The sequence below is a fragment of the Echinicola shivajiensis genome, from assembly GCF_018642165.1.
In the GTDB taxonomy this organism is placed as follows: Bacteria; Bacteroidota; Bacteroidia; order Cytophagales; family Cyclobacteriaceae; genus Echinicola; species Echinicola shivajiensis.
This window is the reverse complement of sequence record NZ_JAHHZM010000001.1, coordinates 565055-578776: the sequence shown is the minus strand read 5'-3', so window position 1 is coordinate 578776 and position 13722 is coordinate 565055. Positions and strand designations below refer to the sequence as shown.

At 38.6% G+C, this 13722-nt stretch carries 12 protein-coding genes; 3 read left to right on the top strand and 9 right to left on the bottom strand.

The annotated features are described in order from the left end of the window. Nucleotides 1-6: 6 nt before the first annotated feature. The 3 genes from KMW37_RS02310 to KMW37_RS02300 form a co-directional block, all read right to left on the bottom strand. Complete coding sequence (locus KMW37_RS02310) at nucleotides 7-2109, bottom strand: ComEA family DNA-binding protein (protein WP_215222977.1); 2103 nt, start codon at nucleotides 2107-2109, stop codon at nucleotides 7-9. Then, entirely contained in the window at nucleotides 2106-2933 is an 828-nt protein-coding gene (locus tag KMW37_RS02305) for a PorV/PorQ family protein (protein ID WP_215222976.1), read from the bottom strand. Before KMW37_RS02305 ends, KMW37_RS02310 begins: the two co-directional genes overlap by 4 nt. Before the next feature lie 69 nt (nucleotides 2934-3002). Beyond that, nucleotides 3003-4433 carry a BamA/TamA family outer membrane protein gene (locus tag KMW37_RS02300; protein ID WP_215222975.1) on the bottom strand — a complete coding sequence of 477 codons (1431 nt, stop codon included), beginning with the start codon at nucleotides 4431-4433 and terminating at the stop codon, nucleotides 3003-3005. A gap of 109 nt (nucleotides 4434-4542) precedes the next feature. On the opposite strand from KMW37_RS02300, the gene yidD reads away from it, so the two are divergent. Continuing rightward, nucleotides 4543-4764 carry a membrane protein insertion efficiency factor YidD gene (gene yidD / locus KMW37_RS02295; RefSeq protein WP_215222974.1) on the top strand — a complete coding sequence of 74 codons (222 nt, stop codon included), beginning with the start codon at nucleotides 4543-4545 and terminating at the stop codon, nucleotides 4762-4764. Here yidD and KMW37_RS02290 read toward each other — a convergent pair. The 5 genes from KMW37_RS02290 to KMW37_RS02270 all read right to left on the bottom strand — a co-directional run bounded on the left by KMW37_RS02290 (nucleotide 4761) and on the right by KMW37_RS02270 (nucleotide 10135). After that, on the bottom strand, nucleotides 4761-5864 hold the full coding sequence (locus KMW37_RS02290; protein WP_215222973.1) for a prolipoprotein diacylglyceryl transferase: 1104 nt from the start codon (nucleotides 5862-5864) through the stop codon (nucleotides 4761-4763). The genes yidD and KMW37_RS02290 overlap by 4 nt on opposite strands. 32 nt (nucleotides 5865-5896) lie before the next feature. Next, nucleotides 5897-7750: an NAD(+) synthase gene (gene nadE, locus KMW37_RS02285; RefSeq protein ID WP_215222972.1), complete on the bottom strand. Its 1854-nt coding sequence runs from the start codon at nucleotides 7748-7750 to the stop codon at nucleotides 5897-5899. Between the two features lie 122 nt (nucleotides 7751-7872). Beyond that, nucleotides 7873-8616, bottom strand: coding sequence for a ribonuclease III (gene rnc / locus KMW37_RS02280; RefSeq protein ID WP_215222971.1), 744 nt, complete (start codon nucleotides 8614-8616; stop codon nucleotides 7873-7875). A 6-nt stretch (nucleotides 8617-8622) separates the two neighbouring features. After that, a complete protein-coding gene (fabF, locus tag KMW37_RS02275; RefSeq protein ID WP_215222970.1) occupies nucleotides 8623-9876 on the bottom strand; it encodes a beta-ketoacyl-ACP synthase II in 1254 nt (417 codons plus the stop codon). Between the two features lie 22 nt (nucleotides 9877-9898). Further along, on the bottom strand, nucleotides 9899-10135 hold the full coding sequence (locus KMW37_RS02270) for an acyl carrier protein (protein WP_010855324.1): 237 nt from the start codon (nucleotides 10133-10135) through the stop codon (nucleotides 9899-9901). 150 nt (nucleotides 10136-10285) lie between these two features. Between KMW37_RS02270 and KMW37_RS02265 the strand changes: the two genes are divergently transcribed. Then, nucleotides 10286-10714 (top strand): IPExxxVDY family protein, encoded by a 429-nt coding sequence (locus KMW37_RS02265; RefSeq protein WP_215222969.1) that lies wholly within the window; start codon nucleotides 10286-10288, stop codon nucleotides 10712-10714. Nucleotides 10715-10733: 19 nt separating this feature from the next. Further along, nucleotides 10734-12170 (top strand): pyruvate kinase, encoded by a 1437-nt coding sequence (gene pyk / locus KMW37_RS02260; RefSeq protein WP_215222968.1) that lies wholly within the window; start codon nucleotides 10734-10736, stop codon nucleotides 12168-12170. Between the two features lie 49 nt (nucleotides 12171-12219). Here pyk and KMW37_RS02255 read toward each other — a convergent pair whose 3' ends face one another. Then, entirely contained in the window at nucleotides 12220-13713 is a 1494-nt protein-coding gene (locus KMW37_RS02255) for an NFACT RNA binding domain-containing protein (protein WP_317195546.1), read from the bottom strand. Nucleotides 13714-13722: the final 9 nt, after the last annotated feature.

The window sequence follows — 13722 nt, the reverse complement described above, 5'->3', positions numbered from 1 at the left end:
CATTGGTTATTTGTTAAACTGGTATCGGATCTGAAAGGTGATATCACTTAAGGTATTGCCTTTCACTTCTTGAAGGCCTGAGCCAATCACTTCTCGATCTGAGTAAATTGATCTACTCCATCTAAGCCAAATATTTATTTTGCTAGAAGCTTTGAACTGGCTGAGTAAATAGTATCTCATGCCCTGTCCATAATAACTGGGGATTGAAAATGCCCAAAGCACATTCTTTTCATAAATGTACTGTCGATTATCGTAGTCTTCGGTATCAAAAAGGGCTATTCGTCCACTCCACTTCCATTTTCCAAAAGCAGCATTGAAGTCTTGAGCAATTGCATAGCCGCTGGTTTTTTGTTGGTCAAAATCAAAGAAGCTCCATTGGATCCTCGTGCGTATAGAATAGTTTTTATTGATGTTTTGATCCAAGTTTAAGCTATAATTTCTCTTTTTTCCTGTGGATAGCCGATAACTAGGACGCTCATTTTGGCTGGTGGTGATATTGCGGTCTTTTTGCTCCTCTCTTATTTGAAGGTATAGGGTTAGTCTTTTCTTGTTGTTATAGGTGATTCGTTGGAGCCATTCATAGCCAGCGGAAGCGGAATAGGTCCTGTATTTGAGCCAAGGAAAGCTAAACTGGTCAATATAGCCACTCCATTGTAATTTTCTGTTAGGGTGATAATGGAGCCCCAAATAAATTCCTTTTTCGTTTATAGGCCTCGTTCCCTCACTGAAAGCATTTCCATAAAAACTATGGAAATTTCTGCCAAAATCTCTGATATGAAATACCAGGTCAAAATGTTGGCTTAAACTACTCATCATTCCTAGGACAAAAGCTTTTCCAGAACTTTTTGAAATGGCTCCTTCACCAAAGAAGAAATAATTTTGGTGGTTGAAGGAAAAGTAGGAGCTATGGATGTGGTTGGTTTGTCCCCTAAATTCAAAACCATTATAGATTTGAGTTTGTCTCAAGTACGGATGTTTGAATTTGGTGACCAGAGAATTTATTCCAATCTGTAAATTTTTGCTTTTTGAAAAATAAGCTAGGTTTCCGCCAATATTTTGCTCCCAAGAATTTGCTTTTTGAGCGATTTCAGTTGAAGTTCTATGATAGCCGCTTTCTGGGAGAGATTTAATGTAAAGACTCTTCTTATTGGTGCTATCTGGCCATTCTAAAGCTGCATCCCTACGTACATGAGATAAGATTATGGTTCCCTCAATATTTCCTTTTTTATATGTAGCGGTCAATCCCCTAAAGTAGCCACTCTCTATGGCTGAGGTGAAAGGTTTAGTGCCTGTGGAACTTCTTCTGGTGGTAGTGATAGTCTCAGCTCCTTTCCCAACTGAAAATCCTGCTCCATAAACCAATCCTTGCCCAAATTGGGCCTGGTAATCTCCAATTGTTATGTTTTTCCAGTTTCCTTTGTTGTAAAGGCTTAAATGGTAGCTGAAAAAATTAAAACCATACTGGCGGGTATTTGGAGACCATTTAAAAGTTTCTCCAGCATCCTTGTCTAAGGTGAAGCCAAAACTGAAGTCTTTACTATGCTGTGTTCTGAATCTGATATAATGGCTTTCTGGGCTTCCCAGATACCGATTTGTTAATCGACCATTGCTTAAGGTGTCAGGAGCAGTAAAGCCCTTTCGGGTTTCAAGATTGAATTTAGTCCTATAGATAAGATAGGCTGTTTTTTCAGAAAGTATTCTCTTTGGTAAAGAGAGTGCTTTTTTCTCAATATTGGGGTTTAAGGTTACAAAGGGCTTTAGCTTTTGGATGGTAGAAATACTGAAACCAGGAATGGCTTGTAGCTCATATATGGAAAGTAGTTTGCCAAATGTTTTTCGATGCAGTGTGAAGCGCTGGACTTGTAAAGGACTTAAAATATAGAGGGACTGTAATTCATCTGCATTGCATTGATTTAGATCCAAAGGGTTTAGGTAAATCTGGAGTAGGTTTTCATATAGTATTTCGTAGTTCAAGTCCTCATCCTGTGTGGCAAAAAGCTCTTCTGCAAATGCCTCCACATCGAAGTCATCATAAGACTGGGCAAAGCAAAAAATAGATACTTGTGTTACAAAAATGAAGATTGTCGATATTTTTCCAAGAGAGCTCATGGCTTTTTGAAGGTATAGCTGAAGGAAAAATGATGGGTGAATCCCAGCTGATTATTTTGGGCCATTGCATAGTCAATGCTAAAGTTTTTTGGCTTAAAACCAATACCAAAGTGCAGGTTTGAGGGATTGGATTTATAGCCACACCTTGCCCAAAACCGTTTTGAAAAACTGTACTCCAGACCAATTTTTGTAACTGGTTTCAATAAGATGTCCTTTTCTGCTTCAATATTTACCCGTAAGTTTTCTGTTGGTTGAAAAGATATACCTGTTTTAATGATGGTAGGCAGATAATCATTAGAATGGGGGCTCAGTTTGGTTCTGGTAATATTATAAACATGTAAACCAAAGCTTAATTCAGGTATGATTTGTGTTAAACCTCCAAATTCTAATGTAGGGACAGCTCTTTTACCATAACCTTCAATATTGGTTTGAAGGTAGTTGGCTTTCAAACCAAAACTGTTTTTATCAATTCGGTGGGAAAAACCTAAACCTAATGATTGTTGGTTGAAAAGCTCACCGCCGTAATTGGATAAGCTTATGCCCATAACACCAAATTTACTTTGGAGAGTGGCTCCTGCTGCCAAGGTGGTTAGTTCATTTAATCCTAATCTATGATCATAGGCGCAGAAAATGGCATTTTGATCCATTTGTCCCATTGCCCCTACATTATTGAAAATGCTCCAAGGATCACTTAGACTGGTATTTGCATTGGCCATGCCAATACTTCTAGCTCCTTTAGGGTATGTTTCTGAACCATTTTGCGCAAAAGTAACGGTAGCTGCCAGAAACACTGCCCAAAAAAGTGGACATTGTAATCGTATCATACAGCAAAAAAAATCAGATGAAAAATATTAAAGATAAATTTAAGTTAAATCTATCTGAAAGTCAATGTTTTAAAGTGGTGCTTTGAAGTTAATGAAGAAACTGCCGACCCCCTGATTGTTGATGGAGTATTCAAATCGAAATACCTGATCGTAAAAGGTGATAAGGTCAATCCCAAGACCATAGCCAAACAAGTATTTGTTGGTCAAAGCGCTGTTTTCAGGAAGCCTGTTCCTGTCATTTACATACCCTTGGTCAAAATTGGCACTTAAGTAGGCTTTTACTGGGAAAGTTGAAAATTCTTCTATGGGGATTAATTTAGAAGTATCGAACTCTATATCAAGGATTTTATACCTGAAACTGTTTTTATTTATTAATAATTGTTGCCCTTCAATGACATTGATCTCGTATCCTCTGATAAAATTAGGGTCATAACCAATCCCCCTTACAAGCGTATATGGTTGGCTTGTTCCTAAAAAGCTTGATGCGGATAATCCGGTGACAAAGTGCATCTTTTCATTAAACCTAAAATACCTGCTTGCTGTAAGGGAAATCTCTGTTTCATTTACATCGTCACTACTGAAAAGACCATACCTGCTTAGCCCAATACTTAATAATTCTCCGTCTGTGGCATAGGCAATATTGTCCCTTCTGTCATGTAGAAATGAATAGGAAGCATAGAAGAACTTTTGTCGGGTTCCTTCATTCAAAAAGTAATTTGGATTTTGCTCGAGAACTTCCTCATGGACCTTGGTATTACTAAAGCCAAGTGTGAAATAGTGGAAATTATAGAAACTGCCCCTATAGGTATATTGCAAAATGGCGTTCATTTTTTTTCTGAGCATTTCTTCATCCTCATTGGAATAAAACACCTGTTTGTTTTGTGAGGATCTAACGGCTATGGTTTTATTGGTGTTATAAGTAAACCTTGCCGCTAGCCCATGAAGTTGGTCTCGGTCAATATATGGAATACTGTAGGTAAGGTCAAATGCTTGGGTAAAACCTAATTTGCCCATTATCCTCAGCTTTTCATTTCTACCACCAACATTATTGTGGTTTAATTTGAGCCCATAAATTACCCTCGAAAAATCCCTGTTTTGGTTGATCCACCATTCCGAAAAGTTCCTGTCTGCCAATTCAAAAATAATGCTCGGAATAATATACCATCTTTCCTTCACCGAAATCAACAATTCTACTTCTTCATCCCCTACAAATAATGGAGTGATTTCTACGGATGTAAACAACTGAAGGTTATAGATTTTTTTTTGATCAGAAGAGAGCGTACTGACAAAGTCTTCCCAATCATAGGTCTCACCTTGACTAATATGCATTTCACGCAGGATGATATTCTTCCTAGTTTTCTCATTACCTATAATGAAAATATTATTGACGGTAACTTTTTCTGGTATTTCTTGCGTTGAAAGACTGTCTTGGACTGCAGGGATGGTATCTTGTGCGAAAGCTTCTGGAACTATGAAAAATGCGATAAAAGCTGAAAGCATTATAGCTTTACAGTAATTTATTGTATTGATCAATATCAGAGCCTTTATATGTTTCACTGAGGGAACTTTGTTTTAAGTAATTATCTTTAAGAGTAAAATATATAATACATTGAAAACTCTCTTAAGAAAGATAGCAGTTTTTCCAGTACTGTTTTATCAATACCTTATTTCCCCGTTGTTTCCCAGTGCTTGTAGGTACACACCTACTTGTAGCCAATATATGAAAGAAGCTATTATGAAGCATGGAGTATTTAAAGGTGGCTGGATGGGAATCAAAAGAATCGCACGTTGCCACCCTTGGGGAGGTCATGGGCATGATCCCGTGCCTTAATTCTGAATGCTATTATTGCCTACCTTTAAGGCCCTTATTACCAGTATCACCCCAGCGATGACCAATGGTATACTAAGTGATTGCCCCATATTAAGGCTTAGGTTGTCTTCAAAGTCCACTTGGTTTTCCTTAAAGAACTCCCAGATAAATCGCATACCAAATACAGTGATAAGGAATAGACCTAGCAATAAACCATCAGGTAACCGTTCCTTGTATTTGTTCCAAAGACCAAATAGAATTAGGAAGATGATTAAATACGATATGGATTCATAGATTTGGGTAGGGTGTTTAGCCAGCCCAAATGTTCTTACTGTGGCTAGGTAATTTTCTCCCTCATCCACCAATTCATAGTCCAATGGTGTGTTTTCTGGTTCGGCCAAATATTTTTTAGAACTGTTGAATTTGGTCAGCACGTATTTAATATCACTTTCAAGGGTTTTTCGAAGGTCTTCTTCCTTATAGTTTCCTTTGTTGATCTCAATATCAATATTAAGAGGAACAATTCCATTGCCCTTCAATTCACTGCTTCTATCTTCAGGTTTATAAGCATTTACACTTTCTACTGGTACATTAAGTGTTTCCAATATTTCCTCAACTTGCCTTGCATATACGATGCCAGTATCTGTCCCGGTTGGCTTTCCTCCGATTTCAGAATTCATTAGGTTGCCAAACCTGATCATGGCACCTGTCATGGCCACTACTATTACTATCCTGTCGACTACCCATAAATAGCTTTGAGACGGAGTCTTTCTTACGTATAGCCAAAGCGCAAATAGAATGGCAAAGGCGGCGCCATGACTGGCCAGTCCACCTTCCCAAACCTTCAGGATTTCGATAGGGTTGCTGAGGTATTTTTCTGGCTCATAAAATAATACGTGTCCTAGCCTTGCACCAACAATGGTAGCCAAAACCATATAGATGGTTAGTTTATCTACCAATTTTTCATCATGGCCTTCTTTTTTGAAGATGTAGATCATGATTTGTTGGGAAATGATAAAGCCCAAGGCAAAAAGAAGGCTGTACCATCTGATTCTTTCAAAACCTGGAAAAACTGCTGGATTTGGGCTCCAGACTATATAATCTAAAATTAAGCTGATCATTGGTTCAGTAAGTTTTTGCTAAGATAATTTTATTATTCATCTATTTGGTCCAATTCCATCAATTCTTCCTTATAGCCTCCGGATAAAATAGGGAATCTGCACCATGTTTTAGGATCCACATTAAAATCATCCAAATGGAAGGAGGGAGCCAGCCTTTCTCTTTTCCACTGATTTCTTGACCAAAGTCTAAAAAACTTTTGGATGTAGGTTTTTAATTGAGCAGAATCAATGTCCAACTCATGTTTCAGAATATGGTATATGTCCACTGGTGACCTTCTTTCCAGAATGCCCAATCTTTCAATTTGGACAATGATAGAATAGGGCATGAGGTCGTTTTCATCCGTTTGATGCCTTTCCTGTGGCCTGAGCTCTGCAGTAGGTTGAAGTGAGTTGACTTTTTCCAATCCTTTATAACCAAGGCTTTCTTCAGCCCATTTTAACCAATGTAGCAGAAAATATTTGTCTACAGCTGCAATCGGTGAAATACTGCCGCTTGTGTCCCCATCCATGGTGGCATAACCGACATCACCTTCACTTCTATTGGAGGTGGCTAGGAGGAGAGCATTGTTTAAATTGGCCAGCATCCAGATGATTGGGGCCCGAACCCGTGCTTGGATATTTTGGAGTGTGATATCATCATTTTCCCAGGTAAGTTCTCTGCCAATGGCATTTTCTATTTTTTCAGTATACGAACTCACCTCAGAAGATATCTTCCAGTTATGAAATGTGGCGCCTATGCTTTCTGCAAGATACTGGGCGCTTTGTAAAGTGTCGCAAGAAGAGTTTTCAGAGCCCTGGTAGGCCGTTGTAAGCAGTTGGCTGGTAATTTCCTTTACGGGGTTCTCGGTCTTGATAGACAGGTCTAAATGAGCCCTTTCTAAGAAGCCTTTGACGCCAAGCTCAAAAATTCCTCGGCGTACCATTTCGGCCACCAATACAGCGATGGAGGAAGAGTCTGCTCCTCCGCTTAGGGAAAGCACAAATCCTTTGCTCCAGCTTTTTCTCATGTAGTCGAAGAGTGCCAAAGTCACTGCTTGGGTGAATTCAATGTTTTTGTCAAAACTTGACTCAATAGCTGCTTTGGGCTCAGCATTCCTTTCCAAATCAAATGCTTTTATTTGGAAAGCTTTAAAGGAAAGAAGTTCATTTTTAAGGAATAGTTTACCGTTTTGGGCAAGCAAAATTTCCCCGTCAAAAATCATCCTTCCAGCTTCATTGCCCAAAAGGTTGATGTAAAAATAAGTGGCATTCAATTCGATGGAGCTTTCCTTGACCAATTCTTCCCTATGCTCACTTTTGCCCATGGCAAAGTGGCTGGCACTAGGGTTGAATATTAGATCAACATTTCGGTCTTTTAGTCGATGACCTGGTCTTTTAGAGCCTCTCCACGCATCTTCACAGATTTCAAAACCATAGCTATATCCCTTTTTGTCAAAGATGATATCCCCAAATGGTACATCCTCTCCAAAGAAATCAAAACTGGTTGTTTTTCCTGCTACCCAAGGGGTGAACCACCTATATTCATAATGGACACCATCAATGGCCAAAAATTGCTTCGCCATGATGCCCTTGATTTTTTTGTTTTCAATTACAGCAGTACAGTTGTAAAGCGAATCAGAAATTCTTATAGGTAGCCCTATACAGACGGTAATGTCATCGCAGTAGTCCAAAAGCTTTTTTAATTGCTTCAGGGCCTTTTCAGGGTACCATTTACTTAAGAAAAGGTCCTCACTGCCATATCCAGTGATTGACAGTTCAGGGAAGCAAAGCAGTTCAATACCCTGTTGTTTTGCCTCTTCAATGGCATTTAGAATGTTTGATAAGTTGCCCGTCCAGTCCAAAGGTGTCTGGTTAACAGTGGCCCCTCCAATTTTCAATACAGACATAAGTAAATTTGTTCGGCTCAGTAAGTATTAACCCTAAATAGGATGCTTTATTCAAGGCAATATATCCAAAAGGGATTTCAATCGACTTGAGAATTATAAACACAAGGGGCAAATATAGGGTTCTAAATAGCCAGATTTAGTTTTTCGCAGGCATTTTTTGCGGCTTCTTGCTCTGCTTTCTTTTTTGTTGGCCCTTTTCCTTCTGTGAAGCTTTCCTGCTCAATTTTTAATTCTACTAGAAATTCCTTGAAGCGCTGACTACCAGTGACGGATATTAAAGAAAACTCAATTTCCTTATTTTCCTTTTGTGACCATTCAATGATCTTACTTTTAAAATTGATCGTCGTGGAAATGATATTTTCAATATCAAAATGTGGGGTGATTATCCTGGTAAGGATAAAACGCTTGCAAAAGCCATAGCCTCTGTCCAGATATACCGCCCCAACCAATGCTTCTAAGGTATCACCATAGATGGATTTATGTGTATAGAAACCTTTTCCAGATAGATCTGTATCTACAATATTGGGCAGTCCAATTTTTTTGCCGACCTGATTAAGTGATTCTCTGTTGACAATCCTCGAACGAGTCTCGGTCAAAAAGCCTTCATCTCTGAAAGGGAATTTGATGAAGAGGTGTTCAGCTACAACGGCTCCTAAAATAGCATCTCCTAAAAATTCAAGACGCTCATTGGAGGCCTTGATACCATGCTTGATTTCTTCTGCTGCAGAAGAATGTTTTAAGGCTAATTTATACAGGGATAAATTTAAAGGCTTACTGCCCACTATTAATTTTATAGCAGCAGCAAGCCTTTTATCTTTATTGTCGTAAAGTAGTTCCTGAAATCTGAGTTTGCGAAATATCTTCAAGGTAGATTACTCAGTTATTTTTTTGAAAATGATGGAAGCATTGTGCCCACCAAATCCAAATGTATTACTCAAGGCTACGTTTACTTCTCTTTTCTGAGCTTTGTTGAAAGTTAAATTTAACTTGGCGTCAAAAGCTTCATCATCAGTGAAGTGGTTAATTGTAGGAGGAACCAAGTCATGGTTGATCGCCATAATAGATGCAATGGCTTCAATTGCCCCAGCGGCACCTAAAAGGTGACCTGTCATAGACTTAGTACTGCTTATGTTAAGCTTGTAAGCGTGCTCACCAAAAATTCTTTGGATGGCTTTGGTTTCACTTACATCTCCTAATGGAGTAGAAGTACCATGGACATTGATATAATCAACATCTTCAGGCTTCATTCCAGCATCTTCCAGAGCAAACTTCATCACATTACCAGCGCCTACACCTTCTGGGTGAGGAGCCGTGATATGATGTGCATCAGCAGTCATGCCGCCACCAACCATTTCGGCGTAGATTTTGGCACCTCTAGCTTTAGCATGCTCATATTCTTCAAGGATAATAGCACCAGCTCCTTCTCCTAAGACAAATCCATCTCTGTCCTTGTCAAAAGGTCTAGAAGCAGTTTCAGGAGAATCATTTCTTTGGGACAAGGCCTTAAGGGCGTTGAATCCACCTACACCTGCCTCTGTAACTGCAGCTTCGGAGCCACCGGTTACAAAAACATTTGCTTTACCTAAACGGATATAGTTGAAAGCATCAATCAAGGCATTGGTGCCAGATGCGCAAGCTGAAACAGTCACGAAGTTAGGTCCTTGAAGACCATATTTCATGGAAATAAAGCCAGCGCTGATATCAGCGATCATTTTAGGTATAAAGAAAGGGTTGAAACGTGGAGTTCCATCACCTGTAGCGAAAGTCGCTACTTCATCCTGAAAGGTTTTTAGCCCGCCAATACCAGAACCCCAAATAACACCGGCCTTTGAAAGGTCGATCTTTTCGAGGTCAAGCCCTGAATCCTTCATGGCCTCTTCTGCAGAGATAACTGCATACTGAGTGAAAGGATCCATTTTACGAGCTTCTTTTCTATCTATAAATTGCTCAATGTCGAGGTTTTTTACCTCGCAAGCAAATTGCGTCTTAAATAAGGATGCATCGAATTTAGTAATAGGTGCAGCACCGCTTACACCATTAGATAGCCCCTTCCAGTATTCTGGAACGGTATTACCTAGTGGTGTAAGGGCACCTAAACCTGTTACTACAACTCTTTTTAAATTCATAAATGAATTTTGAAGGGTTAGATTATTTTACGTTGGCTTCCAGATAGCTTACAGCTTGACCTACTGTACCGATTTGCTCAGCTTGGTCGTCTGGAATAGAAATGTTGAATTCTTTTTCGAATTCCATGATAAGTTCTACCGTATCAAGAGAGTCAGCGCCAAGATCGTTAGTGAAGCTAGCTTCAGGAGTTACTTCAGATTCTTCTACGCCTAACTTATCCACGATAATGGCTTTTACTTTTTGTGCAATTTCAGACATTTTGTGATTAGTTTAGTTAAAACACTCCGCAAAGAAATATATTTAAAACATTAATGTCAAAAAAAACCGATAACTAAATTTAAGATATTCCACGGAAACATTGAAGTTGAGAGAATATTTTTAATTTTGTTCTTTTAAAATTCTTCCTTCATGAGGAAAACAAAACTCCAAGTAGAACATGATTTTGATTTTGAACTTTTAGGGCTGGTAGCACCTCTGAAAGACTATAAGATGGCATGGGCCATCAATAGTTCGTTGGATATTAAGTTGATAAAATCAAAAGATTACCAGTTGGAGTTTATAAATCAGCCCAATTTGGTGATCTCTCAATTTATTTTGGAAAAAGAACATGGTTTTATTCAGTTATTAAAGAACCGTTCTTTTTCAGATTCGGGACAAACACTGTATCTTGTGCCCGAATTGAAAATAATGGATTACTTCCTGCTTTTGCAGGACTTCACCCATGAGACAAATTTAAATTTGTGTATTGAAAAATTGTCAGGCAGCAAGTTTATTCAAAATGTCGTTAAACTTGATGTCTTGAAAATAAAATCAAAGGAGAACCTATTAACCTATTAAATAACAATTATAAGAAGAAATGAAGGTACCCAACGTGAATAAGAAAACTAAGATCCTGGCTACTGTTGGTCCGGCTTCCAACAACGAACAAACCCTAAAAGAATTAGTTGATGCTGGTGTTAATGTTTTCAGGTTGAACTTCTCTCATGGTAACCATGAAGGTCATGCAGAGGTGATTAGACTTATTAGAAAGATCAATAAAGAAAACAATCTTAATATCGGTATCCTGCAGGATTTGCAAGGACCTAAGATTAGGGTTGGTGAAGTTGAAAATAATGGAGTAGAGATTAAAGAGGGAGATAAGATTACCATTACCAGTGAGCCAGTAGTAGGGACCTCTTCCTTAGTTAGTACAGTTTATCAAAATTTACCTCAAGATGTGAATCCTGGCGACAGAATTTTGATCGATGATGGTAATTTGGAATTGTTGGTTAATAAGACTGAAGGAATAAATGTGGACTGTACCGTAGTCCATGGTGGCATCCTTAAGTCAAGAAAGGGGATCAATCTTCCAAACACCAAAGTAAGTGCTCCATCACTAACTGAAAAGGATAAAGAGGACTTGGTTTTTGGTCTTGAAAATGAGGTGGACTGGATTGCACTTTCTTTCGTTAGGTCTGCAGAGGATATTGCAGATTTGAAGAAAAGGATCGAAGATGCAGGTAAGTCTTGTAAAATAGTTGCTAAGATTGAAAAACCTGAGGCTTTAGATAATATTGATGAAATCATCGAACTGACTGATGGTTTGATGGTAGCTCGTGGAGATCTTGGTGTAGAGGTGCCTATGGAGATGGTGCCATTATGGCAAAAGCGTTTGGTAGAGAAATGTAAATTGGCTTGTAAGCCTGTTATCATTGCTACTCAGATGCTAGAGAGTATGATCCAAAATCCACGTCCAACACGTGCAGAAACCAATGATGTGGCCAATGCAGTTCTTGACGGTGCTGATGCGGTAATGCTTTCAGCTGAAACTGCCTCCGGTGCATATCCTGTTCATGCTGTAAAAGCAATGACCAGTGTGATCAAACATGTGGAAGATAATTCCGACGTTTATCACAACCTTTATAAAATTCCTGAAAATGATGAAACTTTCTTGAGCAATAACTTGATCCTTATGGCTTCAAGATTGTCAAGAAACGTTAAGGCTAAAGCCATAGTAGGTATTACCGCTTCTGGATTTACTGCCTTTAGAATTGCTTCCCACAGACCTTTTGCGGAGAATATTGTCTTTACCATGAATAAGACATTGATTACTCAGTTGAGTTTGGTTTGGGGTGTAAATGCTTATTATTTCAATGATGACCAAACCTCTACTGACGGAACGTTTAAGGAAATTCAGGACAGGTTGAAAGCAGATGGATATGTGGTTGAGGGGGATTTGATCGTCAACACAGCAAGTATGCCTTTGAAAGATAAAGGAAGAACTAATATGCTAAAAGTACATGTAGTGGAATAAACAAGAATAAACAGCAAAAAAAGGCTTCCTTTATAAAGGAAGCCTTTTTTTATGGTCCTTTTGGAGCGACCATTATGACCTTTTCCTTATCTACCATTACAGCTCCGGCGGGACTGCCCTTCACTTTTCTTACATATTTGCAAGGGGTATACATCACAGGGGCTAGGGATTCATTCTTATTTTTGGAATAAAATGCAGCCAACTCGGCCGCCCTTTCAATAATTGATTTGGGAATTGTTTGCCCTGATTTATACTTAATGATTACATGTGATCCGGAAACATCCTTGGCGTGTAGCCATAAGTCATCTTTCCAGCTATAGTATCTTAGCATTTGATCATTGGCCTTGGCTGACTTGCCTATCAATATCTCAAAACCTTCCATATCCAAACGCTTAAATGGAAGATTGGAGGTTTGTTCCTTTGATTTTTGATTGATCTGATTTGTCTTTGCAAATTCCCGAAGGGTTTTAAAGTCTTGGATTTCATCTAACTCCATTATTAATTCCTCTAATTCTAGAAAAAGCAGTTCTTTTTCAGAGAGGTTTTTGTATAGTTGTTCCAATTCAATTTTCCTATTCTTTGATTTTCTATAAAGATTTTCGGCCTGTTTTTGAGGGCTGCTTCCTTTCTTGAGTTTTACTGTAATATTTTGGTTTTGATAAAAGTCAAACAATTCCACTTCTGTACTTCCAGCTGGAATTTGGTGAAGATTGGCCATGATGACATCAGCCAGTTGGCTGGGAGAGCTACTGCCTTCCAAGTCCTGAAGCTTTATACGTGTTTTTTTTATATAGGAGGCTGTTTTTTTCTTCTGTTCTTCTAAGGTCTTGGAAATCTGTTTTTTTTCTTTTTCAAAAGCTTGGAAAACAACTGCATACCTGAAGTATTCATTAGCAGCTTCTATAGGGTCTGCTGAAGTGAATATGTTGTTTTCTTCAGGTAACAAGCTGAGCTGGTATTGCTCATTTTCCTTTGTTATGCTAAATAAGGGTGTTTCCAGCATGTCCATGAGCTCTTGCATAAGCAACCATTTTTCCTCGATTGGTGCTGATATGTATCCTTTGTTCTTAAGCCAAGCCCTAGGGATTTTTCCCAGCGTGGGAAGAAAGGATGCTGCTTTTCCCTCTAGAGCGATAAACTGGTCATGGCTTAAGTTTAGATGGTTTTCTAAATCTCTAATGAGCAAAGCTTGGTCTTCTTTTAACTCATTTCTGAAAATACTTGATGGTGATTGGTTTGGATCGGAATAAAATAAAACATTACTTCTGCTTCCATGAAGTTTAAATAAAAAAGCTTTGCCAGATTCAAAACTGATAAACATTGCCCTTTCATAGGACAAAGCACGTACCTGGATTACTTTTTCTCCAATAGCTCCAGGGAAAAGGTCAACACTGTTTTTTTTACTCCTTTGATAGTCTCCTGGGAAGCTAAGGCAGGTAATACTTGGAGATAGATTAGCTCTTATATATAGTGAGCTGTTTTCCTCTGAAAAACCAATGACCAATTCATCTTTGTTTTGAGAGAAGCATTCCATTATTTCCATTCCCTTAAG

Coding starts and splice junctions, on each gene's coding strand:
- KMW37_RS02310 (WP_215222977.1), bottom strand. CDS start 2,109: ATGAGCTCTCTTGGAAAAATATCGACAATCTTCATTTTTGTAACACAA.
- KMW37_RS02305 (WP_215222976.1), bottom strand. CDS start 2,933: ATGATACGATTACAATGTCCACTTTTTTGGGCAGTGTTTCTGGCAGCT.
- KMW37_RS02300 (WP_215222975.1), bottom strand. CDS start 4,433: ATGCTTTCAGCTTTTATCGCATTTTTCATAGTTCCAGAAGCTTTCGCA.
- KMW37_RS02290 (WP_215222973.1), bottom strand. CDS start 5,864: ATGATCAGCTTAATTTTAGATTATATAGTCTGGAGCCCAAATCCAGCA.
- nadE (WP_215222972.1), bottom strand. CDS start 7,750: ATGTCTGTATTGAAAATTGGAGGGGCCACTGTTAACCAGACACCTTTG.
- fabF (WP_215222970.1), bottom strand. CDS start 9,876: ATGAATTTAAAAAGAGTTGTAGTAACAGGTTTAGGTGCCCTTACACCA.
- KMW37_RS02270 (WP_010855324.1), bottom strand. CDS start 10,135: ATGTCTGAAATTGCACAAAAAGTAAAAGCCATTATCGTGGATAAGTTA.
- KMW37_RS02265 (WP_215222969.1), top strand. CDS start 10,286: ATGAGGAAAACAAAACTCCAAGTAGAACATGATTTTGATTTTGAACTT.
- pyk (WP_215222968.1), top strand. CDS start 10,734: ATGAAGGTACCCAACGTGAATAAGAAAACTAAGATCCTGGCTACTGTT.
- KMW37_RS02255 (WP_317195546.1), bottom strand. CDS start 13,713: ATGGAAATAATGGAATGCTTCTCTCAAAACAAAGATGAATTGGTCATT.